Origin of the sequence: Pleomorphomonas sp. PLEO (genome assembly GCF_041320595.1) — a bacterium.
Classification (GTDB): Bacteria; Pseudomonadota; Alphaproteobacteria; order Rhizobiales; family Pleomorphomonadaceae; genus Pleomorphomonas.
On sequence record NZ_CP166625.1, the window covers coordinates 2,026,478 to 2,044,562 of the forward strand.

An 18,085-nucleotide genomic window follows, 5' to 3' on the forward strand; every position below is an offset into this window, starting at 1 on the left:
CTCCGCCCTGACCAACGCTCCAACCCGGGTGCGGCGACAGGGCAGCCCGCCCTTCCTCCTGAAATAACAGCCCCACTCGCGATTCCTCGAAACCCGGGCAAAGCCTTATTTTCTGCAAAATTGGCGCAATATATGTGCGATGTCAATCTTAAGTGACGCCTCTTAATCCAAAAATTTTACAAAATACCCCGTCTTATCGTTAATTGTGCGCAACCGCTCCGATGCGCGCAGGGTTCGTGGTGGCGTGCTGGGCGGGTGTCGCGGGCGATCAAAACGCCGGCGGCCGGCGGTCTTTGCGTCCGGTCCGGCCGCCGGATGGGCCCTTCGTCGAGGACGTCTCGGTCTTTGGGCATTGACGGCGGCGGCCGTTCAATCAAACCTTGGGTTTCCGAGCGACTGGAGGCCCCATGAACGCCGCGCCGCTGTTTCTCATGACCTCGCTTGCCCTGGTCGCCAGCCCCGGACCCAACACGCTGAGTCTCACGGCGATCGGCGCCGCCTTCGGCACGCGCCGGGGCGTGCCCTACATGATCGGGCTGGATCTCGGCATGGTCGTGGTGGTGGCGCTGGTCGGCTCCGGCCTGTGGGCGGTGATGCTGTCCTATCCCGGCGTCGGCCCGGTGGTGACGGTGGCCGCCAGCCTTTATCTGATCTACCTCGCCTTCAAGATCGCCACGGCGCCGCCGCTGGGGGCGACGGCGGTGCCCGGCCGCGCGCCCGGCCTTTCGGCGGGGGTGACGCTGTCGCTCACCAACCCCAAGGCCTATGTGTCGGTGGCGGCGGTGGTGTCGCGCTACACGCTGATGCCGGGCCAACCGGTGGCCGACGAGCTTTTGAAGGGCGCGCTGTTCCTGGCGCTGGTCGTCGCGGTCAACGTCGCCTGGCTCGCCGCCGGATCTCTGCTCGGCCGCATCGTGACTAACCCGAGGGTGGGGAGGGCGGTGAACCTGACGTTCGCGGCGGTGCTGGTGGTGTCGGTTGCGGCGGCGTTCTTGTGAGACTGCGCTAAAATTCTACTCCGGCGGCCGTCTAACGAGACTTTCTGCGCTTCCGGTGCTCACGGGCCTCGAAAGTCTCGCCAGCCGACTCCCCGGAGCGAATCTCCAAGCGGTCTCCCTGCCTCGCGTTGGATTAGGGGCGCCCGATAATCGCCGGTCGCTCTACCTTCCTGAGATCCTCTGCCTGCGCAGAGGATGACAGTTTTATATAATCGTAACATATAGATAGGTTGTCCTCCTCTGCGAAGGCAGAGGATCTCAGGCCGAAGAAGGCGAGGCGCCGGTATCGGGTGTCTCGCTCTTCTTTCACGCCCCCTGTTCAGCGACTTTTTGCGGGCAGGTGGGGAGGGGTAGGGCGAGGGACAGCAGCGCCAGCGCGATGATGAAGGCGCCGAAGGCCGTGGCGGTTTCCAGAAGGCCGATGTGGCGGGCGGCGTAGCCGGCGATCATGGCGGGCAGGGCGTTGGCGAGGTAGCTTTCGAAGTAGAAGGCCGACATCAGGCCGGCGCGCTCCTGCGGCGTGACGTGGGCGACGATGCTGCGGGTGGCGCCCAGGAAGCCGGCGCCGAAGCCGATGCCGGAGAGGACGGCACCGGCCATCAGCACGGCGGGACTGCCGAGATAGGCGCCGCCGAGGATCACCGCCGTGCCGAGAGAGATGGTCAGGCCGCCGGTGGCAAGGCCGGCGCTGGCCGACTTGTTGCGGTAAACGAGAATGGCGGCGGTGCCGGAAAAGGTGAGGGCGGCCACCGCGCCGCCGCCGAGCCAGGTGGCAGCGCCGCCGGACATCTCGCGGATCAGCGACGGCATCAGCGACAGGAAGAAGCCGCCGAGCGCCCAGGTGGCGATGTTGAGCGGGGCGACGCGTAGGAAGGCCTGGCGGGCGGCCTGTGGCACCTCGATGCGTGGGCGCGGCGACCATTTTTTGGCCGAGAGCGTGGCCGCTGTTTCCTTCGACAGCGCGCTACGCAGCACCTGGATGAGGAAGACGACGATCAGCAGCCCGTAGACAAAGCGCAAGGGGGCGGGAGCGACTTGTGCCAACAGGCCGGAGCCCAGGGCGCCGACGCCCATGCCGATCATCGGCGCGATGGAATTGATGGTGGCGCCAGCCTTGTGGTCGAGATCAAGCAGGGCGGCGGCGAGCGCGGTGGTGGCCAGCGCCGTGGCAAAGCCCTGGACGAGGCGGGCGGCGAGCAGCCAGCCGCCATCCTGCGCCAGAGCGAAAAGCGCCATGGCCAACAGCTCGACGGCCAGCGCCGTGAGGATCACCGGCCGCCGCCCCCAATGGTTGGACAGCGAGCCGAAGAACAGCAGCGTCATCAGCAGGGCCGCCGCGTAGACGGCGAAGATCACGGTGATCATGAAGGGCGAGAAGCCCCAGACCGCCTGATAGAGCGGATAAAGCGGCGTCGGCGCGCTGGAAGCGGCGAGAAAGGCGATGAGGGTGACCGCATGCAGCGCCAGCCCCGAGCGCTTGCCGGGGTCGGCGGCCTTGGTATCTGGGCGGATGGTCATGGTCTGGTCCTTATGGTAAAAGCGAAGAGTTAGCGTTTATAGAGTGAGGCGAGACTAAAAGCAAATAATTAGCTTTTAGTCTCGCGGGAATGTGACTGATCGGGAACGTCTGGAGAAAATGGATCAAAAACCACCCGATATGACTGGGGGACCTCAGGCGCCGCCGCGGACTTTGCCGCGCCCCGGTGGCCGCGCCGCCCGCATTCAGGCCGCGATTTTCAAGGCGGTGGACGAACTGAAGCAGGAGGGCGAGGAGCTGACCGTGCCGGCCATCGCCACGCGGGCCGGCGTGACACCGTCGACCATCTATCGGCGCTGGGGCACGTTGGCCGAGCTGCTGTCCGAGGTGGCCGTCAAGCGGTTGCGCCCCGATGCCGAGCCGGAGGATACCGGCGACTGGCGCGCCGACCTCAGGGGATGGCTCGAGCAATATGCCGAGGAGATGGCCTCCGACCCCGGCCGCGCCATGATGCGCGACGTGCTCTCGGCCGACCGGGCGGACAACGCCTGCACCTGTTCGGCCTATACCGGCCAACAGCTCGACATCATCCGCAACAGGGCGCTCGCCCAGGGCGACAGCCCACCCGACACGGCGGTGCTGATGGACCGGGTGATCGCGCCGGTGATCTACCGCATCCTGTTCAGCCGCGAGGGAGCGGGGGCGGAGTATGTGGCGCGGCTGGTTGGCGAGGTGCTGGGCGAGGCGAGCGCGTGGATCGCGCCGCCCTGCTCGCTGTCGTTACCTTCGCGCTAGAAGTGGTTCGCAAGATCAAAGGGCAGACGATTCTGCGGGGAACTCATCTTCAATGCTCGATACGATCAATATTTTTGGCAAGACCTTTGAAGAGCTGTGGGGGCTATTCCTTTGTGAGGTCGCCGACGATGACGACTTTTACGATGTCCTAGCCTACAATCTGGCAAAAGCGGATCGCCAGCGGTTCGAGGGGGAACTCCAAAGCCTGTCAGGAAAAAGGCTCCGCGCGGCAATTTGCGGCCTTGGAATGGCAGTATCGCCTGACAATGGGACCAGCGACCTCGTCTTCAGGTATGTCGGAGATTCTGATCCGTTCGTGGTCGCGGCTGCGATTGATGCTCTCAAACGTATCGGTTCGGTCGATTGGCCAAAAATAGAGCCGACCCTTCGCCATCCATCAGCCTATGTGCGCGGAGCAGCTCTGAGGTTTGCCAGGGCAAGACTCGGAGCTTGCTCGTTGCCAATACTGGTTGAGCATTTGCGCGACGGTGATCCTATCGTCCGAGAGAACGCGCTGGACGAACTGGACGGAATAGCAACGCCCCAAGAAGTTCCTCTTGTCGCTTTCTACCTTGAGGATCCCTCTGCTGAAGTGCGGCAAGCGGCAAGGACGTTACTGGATTCCGTCGCCCTGTAGCCGCCGGTGGCGGCATGATGGATAGGCATGGCCTTAGGGGCTCATTTTTCCCGCACGCTTGCCAGTTCGTTGGCTTCCGTCCTGGCGACGGCCGGCGAACCTTTGTAAACCCATTTCGTCATCAGGACCGTGACGGGCGGACGGCTTTCCAGATGGCGGCGAGTTTATTGCTTGCCACGGCGATCGGTTCGAAGTCGCCGCGCAACGCTTTCAGCGCATAGCGTTCCAGATCGATCTCCTTGGCGGTGCGGAACCCCATGCGGCGGAGAATGGTGAGCGGCGGGCACCAGCCTTGCACGGCATGCTGGAACAGGAAGGCGGAGGCCAGAGCGGGCAGGGCGAACCAGCGGCGGCCGATGGTGGAGCCGAGCACCAAGCCGGTGAAGCCGAGAGCGGCGGCATTGGCCTGAAGGGCGCGCTCCACATCCCATTCGTCGTCCAGCTCGGCCAATCGCGCCGGAATTTCCTCGGGGTGGAGCTCGTAATAGGCGAGGCGCCGCTCGGTTTCCTGGCGGATGCGGCGGTTGATCTCTTCGTCGGTGTTGGCTGAAACGCGGTCTGCCGTGCTGGCGTGGGTATCGGTCATTAGGGTTGGCTCCTCGAAATGGTCGCGATAAGCCCAGAACTGCTTGGGGATCGTGAAGGTTCCCGCGAACGAGCGATGCGTTGCGCCTCGCCGCTACAGGCCTATTTTCCCGCGCGGTTCGCCAGGTCGCTGGCGTAGTCGATCACGGCGTGCTGGCGTGCCGGAGTGGGTGGAAAGCATGCCGGTGTTGCCGTGGTTGCCGGTGGTCGCCTCCAGGCGCGCAAAGAAGCGGGCCAGGGCGCGCGCGAGCGGGTGAAGCTTACGCTGATGGCTGGAGATTGCGGGCCGTCGCGCGGATTTCTGGCTGCGTGGTGACGGTTGCGGCGCCGGCTAGTGACTGGCGTCGGTCAGCGATGACCTGATCATGTCGTAGTTTTTGCGGGCCTGCTTGTCGGTCAGGGCCGAGCTGGAGATGGTGAAGAGAAAATGCCCGCCGTCCGGCAGGCGCTTGTACAGGTAGCCGCTGTGAAACATATCGGCCTTCGAGCCCTGGTTCGAGGCCGGCCGCCAGTGGGTAGGGCGACCGTTGCTGTCGATGGCGTTCGGATATTCGCAGGACTCTTTGTTGCCGATGCGCCGGCAGGTGATCGGCAGGCGCGGCTCCTTTTGCGCTGAGCGGATCTCGGCCTCGGTGGGCGCCGGTGCGGCGTGCAGGCGGTAGCTGACGATCGAGCCCTCGCCGCAGATCCGAGGCGCGGCGCAGGTGTAGCGAAATGTCCCATCATCATCATTCATCTGGAACAACCAGCCGGGAAACTGGCTCGACGGGTCCGGGTGATCCCAGCTGGCGGCGGCCGGCAGGATGGCAAGGCAGAGGAACATAGCGGCGGCGGCAAATTCTCGCATGTCATACCCTAGGGCTGGCGGGGCGTGTGGGGTGGGATATGTGTAACCAGTGATGGTGCCGAAATCCACCCTCGACGTTGGTTGAGGGGAACCTGACGACGCCCAAACCAATGTCCCCTGGAACGCCGCGATGGCCTGGAGCTTATTCGGTGAAATCAGGTTTACCGGAAAAGCTCTATCTCATTGTTCAGACGCAGTTCCGGGCGCAAAACCGGTTCCCACTTTTGCTGGAACTGCTCTAGCGGCGGCGGCGGGAGAGGCGCGATGTTGGACATGGTTTTGCGAAGGCTGCGGGGCGGGCGCCGGAGTCTGAAATGGGCGCTGGTCTGGGCGGCGGTGGCGCTTCTCGCGGCGCCGGCCGTCGGCAAATACATCGACAAGCAGGGGAAGTAACGGGAGGCCGAACATCGACGCTTCCGCCTGAGCGATCACCATTACCGCTACTTCCCGGCGCGGTTCGCCAGTTGGTTGGCGTAGTCGATGACGGCGCGCTGGCGTTCCGGCGTGCCGGGGTGGGTGGAGAGCATGCTGGTGTCACTGTCGTTGCCGGTGGTCGCCTCGAGGCGTGTAAAGAAGCGGGCGAGGGCGGTGGGGTCGTAGCCGGCGGCGCGCATGAGTTCGACCGAGCGCCGGTCGGCTTCCGCCTCGGCGGCGCGCGAGTAGCTGAGCGACAGGATGGCGCTGCCTTGGGTCAATATGTCCTGGACGCTGGAGCCGACGTCGCCGGCCACCAGCAGGATCAGGGCGGTGACGCCAGCCATGCGGTAGATCTGCCGGAGGGTGTGCTGGTGCTCGACATGGCCGATCTCGTGGCCGAGCACGCCGAGCACCATGACGTTGTCGCCTTCGGCCAGCTTGATCAGGTCGTCGGTGACGATCAGGCTGCCGTTCGGCAGGGCGAAGGCGTTGGGGCCGATCGGGCCGCCGTCGCGGAACTCCAGCCGATAGGCGCCGGCACCGCCTTGGGATACGGCGGCGAGCTTCTGAAACTCCTGGGATATGGTGGCCTTCCGGTCATCTGGGAGCTTTGAGGGTTCGAGCAGCGTGCTGTCGAGCGAGGAGAGGGCGCCCGAGCCGATCATCTCCGGCACCATGGGCGGGGTCACCCACACCGCGACCTCGACCAATACAGGCACGGCATAGCGGAAGATCGCCACGGTGAGCAGCACCACGGCCAGCGTGAAGACGATCAGCCGGGGGCGGAAGGCTTCGAGGCCGTGGATCAGCCCGGCGCGCGCGCCCTTGTGCCGGCGGAGCCAGGCGTCGATGCCGTCGTTGTCGCCGGTTTCGAACACCGAGCCGTCGGGGAAGGTCAGCCGGCGGGGGATCGAGCCGACGCGCGGACTGATCTCCACACGATTGGTCTCACCGCTGGAGAGGACAACGTCGCCGGCCGTCACCGCCAGCCCGTCGTCGTCCGCCTTAAGCCCGGCGACAACCGAGTGGCTGGAGCCGGGCGGATGCCATTCGCCGAGGGCGATCGGCGCGTCAGAAGCCAAAGTCGAAGCCTTCCATGTCGACGTATTCGGCGGAAATGGCCGATCCGCTTGCCTCGATATTGGAGATTACATCGCCGGGGTCGCCATGGATACGGATGCCGGTGTGCGCGTTGGTGTAGCGCGCCATGCGCACCGCCGCCCAGGGGCGCATCAGGCCGATGGTGAACATGGTGGCGAGGATGTTGGAGATGGCGACCCAGGCGTAGCCGAGCCGGGGCACGTCGCTCAGAAGCTGATGACGGAGATCGAGCACCGCCGCCGACAGGACGACGTTGCGCACGCCGATGCGATAGACGAGGCCGATGAAGCCGAGGAAGAGAAGGAACAGGAAGGGTAGGAACTGGATGGCAACATCGACCCCGGAAGGCATGTCATAGGTATGCGTTTGCGTGGCTATCATCGCGGCAACGCCGCCGCCGACCATGACGCCGCCGAGAACGAACAGCAGGAAGGGCAGCACCCAGGCTCGGTAGAGCGCGCCGAGGCGCGGATCGGCGCTGAAGGCACGGTCGCCATAGCGCAGATTGTTGAGGATGTAGCGCCACAGCCAGCGGCTGGCGAGCGGCGCCAGGATGCCGAGCGTGAGGAAGGCGACGAGGCCGCCCAGCGTGACGGCGACGAAGGCGCCGCCGGTGGTGCCGACGAAATCGAAGCGGACGTTGCGATAGCTGGTGACGCGGGCATTGAAGCGCAGGCTGCGGCGGATCAGCCAGGGTAGCCCGACCATGTAGACCAGCCACGTCACCAGGCCGAAAGCCGGGTGAATGTGGCTGAGAACGCTGAGAACGACGAGCACGCCGACGACGATCAGCCGGCCGACGAGGATCTGGCCGCCCCGGGCATGGTATTCGAACGTCCGGCCAAGCAGCATGGTGTTGCCGTGGAAGTAGCGCTTGCGACGCACCTTGGCCCAGGCCGAGTAGATGCCGAGCGTGAGAATGGTCAGCAGGATGTTGACGATCCAGATGCCGAAATATTCCGAGGCGCTGCCGGTAAAGGACGCGCGCGAAAGATCGTCCGCGGCGACGGGCGGCGCATCGACGAGAGCCATGATTCAAATCCCCCAGAGGTGTCCGGACGGCAGATTGCGCCACCCCGCTCATAGGAGACAACTAGAAACACCGGGAAGATTATTTCAACCTTAACGTTTGTATTTTTAGTTCGCGAGACGACGGCGACGAAGCGCCGGGAGGTAATGCTGCCTTGCAAATGACTGCTGCCGAACGATGTCAGCTACGCAGTCATCCAGACCAGTCCATTGTAAATGATCATTTTTCGGAAATCGTGCCGGATCTTGCTGGTCTCGCTGATGGCCCTCGCCTGGATTGCCATGGCCGGTGGTGAACACCCGCGGCTCAAGGGGGCGGTACACGCAAATGGTGCGAACAAACGTATCCGGTGGGCTGCCGGGTCGCATGGGAGCGATCAGGACCAGAGGATCGCGCCGCAACAGGTTTTGAGGGAGGCTGGCGCGTAGCCGCATTCGCGATCCTTTTTCGGCGGGTCCGCAGGACTGCGATTGCCCATCCGATGCCCCCTCTCATAGATTGCTACCGTGGGCTGCTGCCGCATTCTGGTTCACCCTTGCCCTAAGGCAGGGCGGAGGGGTCGGAATCGTTTCGATGCGGCAAGGGGTTGGGGAATACTGGTGCTGGAAGACTTCGCGACGAACTATGTCATTCAAGGGCCAACGCAGCTTGTTGGTACCTACATCATTCTGATGGGCCTAGGGGCGATCGCCTCGGTGGTCTTTCCTAACCCGAACGCTTTCATCGCTCGGGCGCCTTATTTCTTCGGCTCGGCCTTCGGCCTGTTTCTGGTTTCCCTGGTCCATCTGCCCGCAATATGGACGCCGCGGGCGATCGAGGCCGGGCTGGCCTGGACGTTGATCCTGCCCTCGTGGCTCGCCTGGCTGGCCTTCGGCTTTGGGCTCGGGCGCCTCGCGGCCGCGCGGTCGCGCGATGCGTTCGGTCATGCACGGGGTGCCATTCTCGCCTTCATTCCCTTCGGCAACCTCTGGCTCCAATTCCGCAGGTCGCGGGGGAACGCGCCGCGGACGGTGTGGCTGACGCGCGGATTTGTCGGCGTGCTTGCCGGATTCGTTCTCTTCGGCCTGACGCACGCCGCGATGTACGAGATGGGCTACCAGAGAATGCGGGCTTTCATCGCCGATCTGAACGTGCCGCGCGACGTGTTCACGCAGTTCATGATCAACAATATCGGCCTTGAGGAGACGTTGGTTTTCATCGCCGAAGGCCTGGATCCGCCGTTGCAGGTGGATGTGGCGACGACGCTGGTCAGCGCCACGGCCGAGGGAACGACGCTCACCAGCACCTATCGCGTCGCCGGCATCATGAAGCTGCTCGGAATCAGGCGGGACGATATGGTGAAGGGTCTTTGCAGCACGCCCTTCAACGCGCCATTGCTCCGAGCCGGGGCCACGCTTGTGCACATCTATTACGATGCCGATGGCCAGGAAATGGTGAGGGCGGGCGTGAGAGCCGATGACTGCGGCCTGGCACCGACGATCAGCTTCTGGTCGAAGCTTCCGGCCTTGAGCTTCAGCCAGCCGGAAACGCCGGCCCAAGGGCCGACGGCGCAGATGCCACCGCAAGGCAAGGCACCCGATCTGGCGCAAGGGCCGGCGCGGGATGGTCTCGCCGTGCGCCTCATCGTTCAGGACAACTGGCTGATCCGCCTTGTCGGTTTCGGCTTCGCCGTTCTGGGCGGCGCGGTGTCGGCACTGCTGTTCGTCTCCACGTCGAGGATGGCGCGACCGGCCTATGTGCTCGGCAATGGCGTCATCCTGGTGCTGGCGGTACTGGCCGAGGCCGCTTTGATCCCGGTGCCGGGTGTCCTCGATACCGGGGCGATCAACGTGAGGTTCCTGATCTGGGCCTTCGTTCAGTTTTCTTGCGGCTTCGCGCTCTGGCGCCTCGCGGCGGCGCGGTCGCGCGATGCCCTGGGACATGCGCTGGCCGGGGCGCTGGCGTTCATTCCGCTCGCCAATCTCTGGCTGATGCTCGCCCCTCCGAAGGAGGAGCCCGGCGCGGTCGTGAGAATCCGTTTGGCTGGCGCGCCGCGCGCCGGGCTCTCAGTGCTGGCGGGGCTGGGATGTGTCGCGCTTGCCTGGCTGCTGGCCCAGGAGGCGGATCGGCGGATCCGGGTGGCGATCATCGAGGGCGAGGTGCTGCCCGTCAGCGACCAGATGCGCTATCTCGTCAACAACGAGGGGATGGAGCGAACGCTCGAGTATCTTTCGCATCTGACCGTGTCTTCCGCGAGGATTGACGAACGGCTTGTTCTACAGAAGGTGGAGGCCGCCGGGGCGGTTCTGACGCGCACGGTGAGTCTTGCCGGGATAGAGCAGGCTTCTCCGACGATGCTGACTCGCACGGCCCGGAAGAATATCTGTTCCGACGAGGGCTATCTGGCGCTGCTCGACGCCGGCGCCACCATTCGGGAGGTCTATCGCGGTCGGCTCGGCATCGATCTCGGATCGGTGGCCATGAAGGCCGGGGATTGCAAGAGATAATCGCGGCTGTCGGGTTATCTGGAGGAAAAGTGCTCAACGATTTCGCGCTCGATTTCATCGTTCGGAGCGACCATCAGCTGTGGTCGAGCAGCCTCTATCTCGGCATGGTGGGCGGGGCGTTCTCGGCGCTGGTGTCGCGGTCGACCGGGCTGATGACCAGGGCGCCCTATTTCCTTGGCAATGCGATCATCGTCTTCGTGGCGGCGCTTTCCATGGCGCTGCTGATCCCGTCGACGGCGACGGTGGAGGGCGGAACCGTCTGGGTCTTTGTGGCCTGCTGGGCGCTCGCGCAGGCCGCCTGCGGCTTTTTTCTCTGGCGTCTGGCGATGGCGAGATCGCGCGACGCCTATGGCCACGCCAAGGCGGCGGTGGTCGCCTTCATCCCGCTCATCAATGTCTGGCTGATGGCGGTCCCGTCCCGGGAGGAGGTTCGCGACGTCAGGCCGTTCTGGCAGCGGCTTGGCTTTGTCTATGTGCTGGCCGGGCTGGGCGTTCTGGGCTGGGGCCATTTTGCGACCGGCAAGCTCGTCGAGCGGTTCAAGGTGGCCGCCATCGAGGAGGGTGCTTTGCCGGTGGATCTCGAACTGCAGTATCTCGTGAACAAGGATGGCCTGGAGAAGACGCTGGAGTTTCTGACGCACACGCTGAAGCTGCCCGCCCGGATAAATGACGCACTCGTTCTTTTCGACCACGAGGCCGAGGGCGATACCTATCGAAAGTTCTTCGTCGTCGATGCCGAGACCCTGCCGGCCGGTTTCGACCTGGCAGGCTCGGTCAGCAAGAGGCTCTGCGCTGACCAGGGGGACATCGTGCTGCTGCGAGCCGGCGCGGTTCTCGAAGAGGCCTACTACAGCCGCAACGGTGATCCGCTTCGCAAGGTGGCGGTGACTGCTGAGGATTGCGGGCTGTAGCCGGGCACTCTCGCCCTGGGCGACGACATATATTATGGGTATACGTGCATAACCGACTGTCGCGCCGAGGATCGGCGGCGCATATTATGGGTGTATTCCCAAAACGGAGGCCGGATGGCGAGACCGCAAAAGCCCCGCATCGTCAGCGACGAACTGCCCGCCAGCTACTTCAAGCCGCAGGGCATTCCGCTGGTGTCGCTCAGTGAAATCGTGCTGACGCTTGACGGCTATGAGGCTCTGCGCTTGGTGGATGTCGAGGGGCTCGACCAACAGGAGGCGGCCCGGCGGATGAACGTGTCGCGGTCGACGCTGTCGCGCATCCTCGCCGAGGCACGGCGGACGGCGGCCACCGCCCTCACGCGTGGGCTGGCCTTGCGCATCGAGGGCGGCGCCGTGACGCGGCCGCGCGATGGCGGGTGTGGTCATCGGCCGAAGGACAGCTTCGAGGATGGGGATATGCCGAACAACAGTTTCGAAGGACCTGACCGATCATGACCCTGCTTGCCGTTCCCTCCGACGCCCCCGGCGGCTTCGATGCCGATATCTCCGGCCATTTCGGCCATTGCGATGCCTTCTCGCTGTTCCGCATCGAGGGCGGCAGCGTGGTGGAGACGGCCATCCTGCCGACCGCTCCGCATGACAACTGCCTGGCGCCGGTGCGCCAGTTGGCCGAGCGGGGCGTGACCGATATCGTCGCCTATGGCATGGGCGCCCGGCCGCTGTCCGGCTTTCTCGCCTCGAACATCCAGCCGTTCTATGCCGGCGATCACCGCAAGGTGGGCGGCGTGGTGGAGGCTTTCCTGAGCGGCGGACTGCTCGCCTTCACCTCCGACAACACCTGCGCCCATCATGCCGAGAGCGAGGACTGCCACCACTGAGAGGGCAAGAAGCAAAAAGAAGCGAGCGCACGTTTAGGGTGCCACGGCCCGGACGTAACGGCTCGCTCTCGCCGCATCCATTTACGGACGGACTTCCTTGCCGCCGGCATAGCGCGGAAGATCGGCCGCAGCATCGACGAAGGCGGTGGTAATCTCGGTTAGGCTGAAACAGCGATCCCAAAGCTCTGTGGCCAGCGTATCGATGGCCATGGGAACGACTTGGTATTCCGGCCACGGGTTCGTCTCATGTAGTTTTTTGAGCGCCACGGAGAACTCGTAGACGGTGTCATAAAGGGTAGCCTGCCAAGCGTCTTTCGCCGCTTGATCGTGATCGACTGCCATGCTCGGTCCCCTCCTGAGCATTTGCCGCGGCAGCCGCCTCTGGTTCCAAACCTGATCGGCGGGTGCTCCGGTCGCGACGGTTGAACGTTATAGCGAACTCTGAGGCTACAGGTTCTGACAGATCACATACAGCGGTTCAGTACATGATCCGCGTGTCGTCGTGCCAATTGGAGTTTATGTAGGTGAAGCGGATGGAGCAGGACAGCATTCGGAAAATGTTGGCCAGCTTGGCGCGGGCGGGGAGCAGGCCGTATAGGGCGAGCGCGCAGGGAATATTGCCGAGGCGAGCGCCGAGCGCGTAATGGCGCTTTGCCAGATCGAGATCCGGCGCCACGCCTCTGCCAAATCGATAGCCTTGCGCGACGATGAACTGCGTTGGCCCGAACCTTCGGTCGCCAAACGAAGCAAAGGCGCCGTCGCCTTTTTGAAACAGCAGTTTGCAGACGTTGTAGTCGTGGAAATTCCGGTCGACGGATTGCAAGTCCGCGAACAGGGCGAGGGCCTCTTGCTTGTCGACTACCTCGCGGCCCCCCAGAGAGTCCCATGCGCGGGCCGCGAGCTTCAGCGCCTCACAACACATCACGTAGTTTCGAGCCAATTTCAAAACTCTCGCTGTCGGTTGGCGTCGCGGAGGGCCTGATGGGGGCCAACGCGATCCGCTTCCTCAACCACAGGGGGTGAGGTAGCCAACTCAAGGTAGCTCCATTACATATTTGATACAATCTGGATGTAATTCCGGAACCGCCCGGAACCGGACGGCGCGCCAAAACATTGTCGTCATGACGCGCCAGGGCGAGGGCTCGGCGGCGCTTGTAACGTGAGGAGATGGCGGAAAACCGCCAGTTCGGCATGCATTTACCAAAGCAGCAGAAAAACCGTCGCGGTGGCCGCAAGGGCCTGAAATGGGCCCTGATCTGGGCCGCGGTGGCGCTGATCGCGGCGCCGGTCATCGGCACGTTTATCGAAAGGCAGGGGCGGTAGGGAGGAAGTCTTCGAGGTTCGGTCAGCCTCAGCCTCTGGGCGGCTGATGGCTGGATTGCGCCGCGCCCGATATCATGCGCATACTCCGTGCGCATGAATATGAGGGTGCCTTATGTCGACGCAACAGTCCCCGCGCAAGGCGACAAACCTGTCGCTGGATGCCGATCTCATCCGGGAAGCGCGCGCTCTCAGTGTGAACCTCTCCCAGGCGGCCGAGGCTGGCGTGCGGCGGGCGGTCGCCGAGGCGCGGGCCGAGCAGTGGCGGCGCGACAACGCCGAGGCGCTTGCCAGTTCCAACCGCTGGGTGGAGACGAACGGACTTCCGCTTGACCGCTACCGGCAGTTCTGATGGCCCGGTTCGACGTCTTCCCAAATCCTGATGGCAACGGCTTCCTGCTGGATGTCCAGGCCAATCTTCTCGACGGTTTGAATACAAGGATCGTCGTGCCGCTGTTGTCGATCTCGACGGCGCCAATGCCGGCCAAGCGGCTTAATCCCACGTTCGATATCGAAGCCGAGCCGCACGTCATGGTCACGCAATTCATGGCGGCGGTGCCGGTGGCGATCCTGAAAGCGCCGGTCGCCAGCCTTGCCGGGCATGATGTCGAGATCGGCAATGCGCTGGACATGCTGTTCGTCGGGTTCTGAAAGGCGAAGTGGCGAGTGATATTCACCGTCCGCTTTGTCCTGCCTGAGGCCCTCTGCCTTCGCAGAGGGTGACGGTATTATATAATTAAAACAATTATATAGGATGTCCTCCTCTGCGTGAGGCAGAGGATCTCGGACCGAAAAGAGCAAGGGGCGAATGTCGGGCTCCCCGGGTCATGTTGGATGGCTCTCCCGCCATGTCCCACCGCAACGAAACGCAGCCCGCGGTCACCTGCATGGAACCGTTGAGGGCCTTCGCGAATTTGCTGTTGGTGGGCTGGTCGTCATCGGTTGGGATTTCTCCCGCCGCGCCGCCCCTTGAGTTATGGAGACCGCTCATGACGCTCGGAACAATCCTGGTGATCGTCCTCGTTCTGATTCTCATCGGCGCCTTGCCGACCTGGCCGCATAGCTCGCGGTGGGGGTATGGCCCCAGTGGCGGCTTGGGCCTGATCCTGCTGATCATCGTCGTGCTGATGGTGATGGGACGCATCTAGCGAGCCTGACTGAAAAATCTGCTGGGGCGGGCATCTAGCTTCGATTTCTGTGTTTCCGGTGCTCACGGACCCAAAGTCCGCTCTGCCCCGGTTCTCGCGCTCGTCGCTATCTGCCTTGCCACCAGCTAATTTCGAACCAGGCTCATTCGCCTTGCCGTTCGATGTCCAGATGCGAAATTTATAGGTCGCCGCGACGGAAAATCCGCTGCGGCGGTTCTGCGACCGATGCCCCCGCCACCGTGCAAACCACCCCTTGTCTAGAGTGCGGCACGGTTTTCGGGGTGGTCCATGGCATCAACAGTTTCCATCTGCAATCTGGCCCTTGGCCACCTCGGCGCCGACAAGATCGACGCGCTCACCGAGGCGAGTACCGAGGCCCGCGCTTGCAATCGCTTTTATTCGCAGACGCTCGATGCGCTGCTGGCCGCCGGGCCGCCGTGGCGGTTTGCCCGCCATGAGGCGGTGCTGGCCGAGGTGACGGGAGTTACCGGCGGCCGGTGGACCCACACCTACGCGCTGCCGGCGGATTTGCTGCGGGTGCGGCAGGTGCGGCCGCCCGATGGGACGCTCTCCGGTGCGATCCTGCCGGGCGATCTTATGGGCGGGGATGAGGGCGGCGCGCCTTACGCGCTGTTCGGCGACCGTCTGCTCACCGACCTGTCGCCGGTGAGCCTCAGCTACATTCGCCGGGTCGACGACCCCACCAAGTTTCCGCCGCTGTTCGTCGAGGCGCTGTCCTGGCACCTCGCCGCGCGGCTCGCCATGCCGCTGACGCGCGACGCCAACCAGCGCCAGGCGGCCTTCCAGATGGCGCTGCAGACGCAGGCGGCGGCCAGCGCGGCCGACGCCAATGACGAGCGGACCGGCAGCGGCTTTACCTCCGATTACGAGCGGGTGCGGGCATGACGCTCCGGGCCTATCAGCCGGCCTTTGTCGGCGGCGAGCTGTCGCCGGCGTTGTGGGCGCGGGTCGACACCAAGAACTATTCCGTCGGCCTCAAGACGGCGCGGAACCTCATCATCCACGCCCACGGTGGGGCGAGCAACCGCGCCGGCCTGGAGTTTGTCGGCGCGGTGAAGGACAGCGGCAAGCACACGCGCCTCATCCCCTTCCAGTTCAACGAGGATCAGGCCTACGTCATCGAATTCGGCAACGGCAGCCTGCGCTTCTGGCGCAATGGCGGGCTGATCCTGGCCTCCGGCGGCGGCGTCTACGAACTGGCCTCGCCCTATGCCTCCGACGATCTCGACGCGCTGGTGTTCGCCCAGGAAGCGGACGTGATGTACATCGTCCACCCCAACTACCCGGTGAAGAAGCTCGCCCGCTACGCCGACAACAACTGGACGCTGACCGAGCCGACATTCGCGCCGGCCATGGTGGCGCCCGCCTCGGTGACGGCGGCGGTGCTGAGCGGCACCTCGGGCGAGACCGGCTATAAGGCGCACACCTATCGCTACAAGGTGGCGGCGGTGAGCGCGGCGACCGGCGAGGAAAGCCTGCCGTCGTCGGAGGGTTCCTGCGTCAACGACCTGTCGATCGACGGCGGCATCAACCATGTCAGCTGGTCGGCGGTGTCGGGCGCTTCCAAATACGTCCTCTATAAATTCTCCAACGGCTCGTTCGGCTATATCGGCTCGACCACCGACCTTTATCTCGACGACGAGAACATCACCGCCGACACCGCCGACGGGCCGCAGATCGGCCGCAACCCGTTCTCCGGCGCCGGCAATTATCCGAGGGCGGTGACCTTCATCCAGCAGCGGCTGGCGCTGGCCTCGACGGATAATGAGCCGCAGGCGGTCTACCTGTCGCAGACGGCCAATTACGAGAATTTCGGCTATGCCTCGCCAGCCAAGGATAGCGACGCCATCACCTTCCGCATGCGGGCGCGGCAGGTGAACATCGTCCGCTCGATGCTGGCCGCCCGCTATGGCCTGCTGCTTCTGACATCATCGGCCGAATGGGTGGTGACGGGCGGCTCGGCGTCGGACGCCATCACGCCGAGCGCCATCGTCATCGCCAACCAGGGCTATCGCGGCGCGGCGCCGGTGCAGCCGATCAACGTCGGCGAGACGGTGCTGTTTGCCCAGCGCTCCGGCGGGGTGATCCGCGACTTTTCCTACAGCTACGGCGACGACGCCTGGGTGGGCAAAGACCTGACCATCATGAGCCGCCACCTGTTCGAGAACCGGTCGATCAAGGCCTGGGCCTATGCGCAGGCGCCGAGTTCCATCGTCTGGGTGGTGCTCGACGACGGCTCGCTGGTGTCGCTCACCTACATGAAGGAACACGAGGTGTGGGCCTGGACGCGGCATGACAGCGGCGCCGGGGCGTTGTTCGAGGACGTCACCTGCATCGCCGAGGGCGGCGAGGACGTGCCGTATTTCGTAGTGAAGCGGACCATCAACGGTGAGACCAAGCGCTACATCGAGCGGCTGCACAGCCGGGCGTTCGATAGCGTGGAGGATGCCTTCTTCGTCGATTGCGGGCTGACCTACGCCGGCGCGGCGGTCAGTCATCTCTCCGGGCTGTCTCATCTGGAAGGCGAAGAGGTGGTGGCGCTGGCCGATGGCAACGTGGTGCGCGGCCTGACGGTTCAGGGCGGCGCGGTGAGCCTGCCGGTGGCAGCCGCCAAGATCCATATCGGCTTGCCCTATGGCGCGGTACTGCGGACGCTGGATCTCGACCTTGGCACCGTCAACGATCTCGGCACGGTGCAGGGGCGATTCAAGTCGGTGTCGAAGGTGGTGCTCCGCGTTGAGAAGACGCGCGGCATCTTCATCGGCCCCCGGGACGAGGGGCGCGACAGCGACAAGATCGTCGAGTTCAAACAGCGCTCCACCGAGGCGTGGAACGAGGCGATCGGCCTTTACACCGGCGATATCGACATGAGCCCGCCGGCCGACTGGAACCGCGCCGGCACGATGTTCGTCAAACAGTTCGATCCGCTGCCGATGTCGATCCTGGCCATCATGCCGGAGGTGACGTTGGGACGATGAGCGTCAGCGTCGAGTTTGTGCCAGCGCGCGGCAAGCACTGCCGTTCTATCGGCCGCCACATGCGGGCGGCCGACGCGGCGGAATGCCGGGCGATGGGCGTGTTCTCGCCGATCGGCGCGCTGCGCTATTCGATGCGCAATTCGGACGCCACGACGGCGCTGTTCGACGGCCGGCCGGCGGCCATGTTCGGCACGCGCTCGCTCAACGTTCTCGCCGGTGTCGGTTGCGTCTGGCTGCTCGGCACCGACGATTTGCTCATTCACCGCAAGGCGTTCCTGCGGGCGTCGGTCAGGGGACGGCACAAACTGTTCGAGCGCTATTCGGTGTTGAGGAACGTCGTCTCCACCCACAACGAAGCTTCCGTTCGCTGGCTGACATGGCTGGGGGCCGAGTTCGCCCCTGACACCATCGATGTTCGCGGCGTGCCGTTCGTTCTCTTTGAGCTGAGGAAATAAC

The 18,085-nt window shown here is 64.3% G+C and carries 23 protein-coding genes; 16 read left to right on the forward strand and 7 right to left on the reverse strand.

What is annotated here, in order from left to right; translation table 11 throughout:
- Nucleotides 1-407 precede the first annotated feature (407 nt).
- The gene (locus AB6N07_RS09275) at nt 408-998 is read left to right on the forward strand and encodes a LysE family translocator (RefSeq protein ID WP_370677512.1); all 591 of its coding nucleotides are present in this window, start codon (nt 408-410) and stop codon (nt 996-998) included.
- A 306-nt stretch (nt 999-1,304) separates the two neighbouring features.
- Here the strand turns inward: AB6N07_RS09275 and AB6N07_RS09280 are convergent, their stop codons facing one another.
- Nucleotides 1,305-2,516: an MFS transporter gene (locus tag AB6N07_RS09280; RefSeq protein WP_370677513.1), complete on the reverse strand. Its 1,212-nt coding sequence runs from the start codon at nt 2,514-2,516 to the stop codon at nt 1,305-1,307.
- A gap of 118 nt (nt 2,517-2,634) precedes the next feature.
- On the opposite strand from AB6N07_RS09280, the gene AB6N07_RS09285 reads away from it, so the two are divergent.
- Entirely contained in the window at nt 2,635-3,270 is a 636-nt protein-coding gene (locus tag AB6N07_RS09285; protein ID WP_370677514.1) for a TetR/AcrR family transcriptional regulator, read from the forward strand.
- 52 nt (nt 3,271-3,322) lie between these two features.
- A complete protein-coding gene (locus tag AB6N07_RS09290) occupies nt 3,323-3,907 on the forward strand; it encodes a HEAT repeat domain-containing protein (RefSeq protein ID WP_370677515.1) in 585 nt (194 codons plus the stop codon).
- 121 nt (nt 3,908-4,028) lie between these two features.
- On the opposite strand, the gene AB6N07_RS09295 is transcribed toward AB6N07_RS09290, so the two are convergent.
- The gene (locus AB6N07_RS09295) at nt 4,029-4,493 is read right to left on the reverse strand and encodes a hypothetical protein (protein ID WP_370677516.1); all 465 of its coding nucleotides are present in this window, start codon (nt 4,491-4,493) and stop codon (nt 4,029-4,031) included.
- Between the two features lie 165 nt (nt 4,494-4,658).
- On the opposite strand from AB6N07_RS09295, the gene AB6N07_RS09300 reads away from it, so the two are divergent.
- Nucleotides 4,659-4,808 carry a hypothetical protein gene (locus AB6N07_RS09300; RefSeq protein WP_370677517.1) on the forward strand — a complete coding sequence of 50 codons (150 nt, stop codon included), beginning with the start codon at nt 4,659-4,661 and terminating at the stop codon, nt 4,806-4,808.
- A 15-nt stretch (nt 4,809-4,823) separates the two neighbouring features.
- Here AB6N07_RS09300 and AB6N07_RS09305 read toward each other — a convergent pair whose 3' ends face one another.
- Nucleotides 4,824-5,408, reverse strand: coding sequence for a hypothetical protein (locus AB6N07_RS09305; RefSeq protein WP_370677518.1), 585 nt, complete (start codon nt 5,406-5,408; stop codon nt 4,824-4,826).
- 195 nt (nt 5,409-5,603) lie between these two features.
- Here AB6N07_RS09305 and AB6N07_RS09310 point away from each other — a divergent pair, with 195 nt between their 5' ends.
- The gene (locus tag AB6N07_RS09310; RefSeq protein ID WP_370677519.1) at nt 5,604-5,732 is read left to right on the forward strand and encodes a hypothetical protein; all 129 of its coding nucleotides are present in this window, start codon (nt 5,604-5,606) and stop codon (nt 5,730-5,732) included.
- A 47-nt stretch (nt 5,733-5,779) separates the two neighbouring features.
- Here the strand turns inward: AB6N07_RS09310 and AB6N07_RS09315 are convergent, their stop codons facing one another.
- Both AB6N07_RS09315 and AB6N07_RS09320 read right to left on the reverse strand, forming a co-directional pair.
- Nucleotides 5,780-6,838, reverse strand: a complete 1,059-nt coding sequence (locus AB6N07_RS09315) for a M48 family metallopeptidase (protein WP_370677520.1) — start codon at nt 6,836-6,838, stop codon at nt 5,780-5,782.
- Nucleotides 6,828-7,889 (reverse strand): YjgN family protein, encoded by a 1,062-nt coding sequence (locus AB6N07_RS09320; RefSeq protein ID WP_370677521.1) that lies wholly within the window; start codon nt 7,887-7,889, stop codon nt 6,828-6,830. Before AB6N07_RS09320 ends, AB6N07_RS09315 begins: the two co-directional genes overlap by 11 nt.
- A 597-nt stretch (nt 7,890-8,486) precedes the next feature.
- On the opposite strand from AB6N07_RS09320, the gene AB6N07_RS09325 reads away from it, so the two are divergent.
- The 4 genes from AB6N07_RS09325 to AB6N07_RS09340 all read left to right on the forward strand — a co-directional run bounded on the left by AB6N07_RS09325 (nt 8,487) and on the right by AB6N07_RS09340 (nt 12,162).
- Entirely contained in the window at nt 8,487-10,373 is a 1,887-nt protein-coding gene (locus AB6N07_RS09325) for a hypothetical protein (protein ID WP_370677522.1), read from the forward strand.
- Between the two features lie 29 nt (nt 10,374-10,402).
- Nucleotides 10,403-11,284: a hypothetical protein gene (locus AB6N07_RS09330; RefSeq protein ID WP_370677523.1), complete on the forward strand. Its 882-nt coding sequence runs from the start codon at nt 10,403-10,405 to the stop codon at nt 11,282-11,284.
- Nucleotides 11,285-11,398: 114 nt separating this feature from the next.
- A complete protein-coding gene (locus tag AB6N07_RS09335) occupies nt 11,399-11,779 on the forward strand; it encodes a DUF134 domain-containing protein (protein WP_370677524.1) in 381 nt (126 codons plus the stop codon).
- Nucleotides 11,776-12,162, forward strand: a complete 387-nt coding sequence (locus tag AB6N07_RS09340) for a NifB/NifX family molybdenum-iron cluster-binding protein (protein ID WP_370677525.1) — start codon at nt 11,776-11,778, stop codon at nt 12,160-12,162. Before AB6N07_RS09335 ends, AB6N07_RS09340 begins: the two co-directional genes overlap by 4 nt.
- A gap of 81 nt (nt 12,163-12,243) precedes the next feature.
- On the opposite strand, the gene AB6N07_RS09345 is transcribed toward AB6N07_RS09340, so the two are convergent.
- Entirely contained in the window at nt 12,244-12,504 is a 261-nt protein-coding gene (locus AB6N07_RS09345) for a hypothetical protein (RefSeq protein WP_370677526.1), read from the reverse strand.
- A 136-nt stretch (nt 12,505-12,640) separates the two neighbouring features.
- A complete protein-coding gene (locus tag AB6N07_RS09350; RefSeq protein ID WP_370677527.1) occupies nt 12,641-13,102 on the reverse strand; it encodes a hypothetical protein in 462 nt (153 codons plus the stop codon).
- Nucleotides 13,103-13,329: 227 nt separating this feature from the next.
- On the opposite strand from AB6N07_RS09350, the gene AB6N07_RS09355 reads away from it, so the two are divergent.
- The 7 genes from AB6N07_RS09355 (at nt 13,330) to AB6N07_RS09385 (ending at nt 18,084) form a co-directional block, all read left to right on the forward strand.
- Nucleotides 13,330-13,485 (forward strand): hypothetical protein, encoded by a 156-nt coding sequence (locus AB6N07_RS09355; protein ID WP_370677528.1) that lies wholly within the window; start codon nt 13,330-13,332, stop codon nt 13,483-13,485.
- A 112-nt stretch (nt 13,486-13,597) separates the two neighbouring features.
- On the forward strand, nt 13,598-13,834 hold the full coding sequence (locus tag AB6N07_RS09360) for a type II toxin-antitoxin system CcdA family antitoxin (protein ID WP_370677529.1): 237 nt from the start codon (nt 13,598-13,600) through the stop codon (nt 13,832-13,834).
- A complete protein-coding gene (locus tag AB6N07_RS09365) occupies nt 13,834-14,133 on the forward strand; it encodes a CcdB family protein (protein ID WP_370677530.1) in 300 nt (99 codons plus the stop codon). Before AB6N07_RS09360 ends, AB6N07_RS09365 begins: the two co-directional genes overlap by 1 nt.
- A 338-nt stretch (nt 14,134-14,471) precedes the next feature.
- On the forward strand, nt 14,472-14,630 hold the full coding sequence (locus tag AB6N07_RS09370) for a DUF3309 family protein (protein WP_370677531.1): 159 nt from the start codon (nt 14,472-14,474) through the stop codon (nt 14,628-14,630).
- 288 nt (nt 14,631-14,918) lie between these two features.
- Complete coding sequence (locus AB6N07_RS09375) at nt 14,919-15,536, forward strand: hypothetical protein (protein WP_370677532.1); 618 nt, start codon at nt 14,919-14,921, stop codon at nt 15,534-15,536.
- Entirely contained in the window at nt 15,533-17,629 is a 2,097-nt protein-coding gene (locus tag AB6N07_RS09380) for a hypothetical protein (RefSeq protein ID WP_370677533.1), read from the forward strand. Before AB6N07_RS09375 ends, AB6N07_RS09380 begins: the two co-directional genes overlap by 4 nt.
- Nucleotides 17,626-18,084 carry a hypothetical protein gene (locus tag AB6N07_RS09385; protein WP_370677534.1) on the forward strand — a complete coding sequence of 153 codons (459 nt, stop codon included), beginning with the start codon at nt 17,626-17,628 and terminating at the stop codon, nt 18,082-18,084. The genes AB6N07_RS09380 and AB6N07_RS09385 overlap by 4 nt, the downstream gene beginning before the upstream one ends.
- The last annotated feature ends 1 nt before the right edge of the window (nt 18,085 follow it).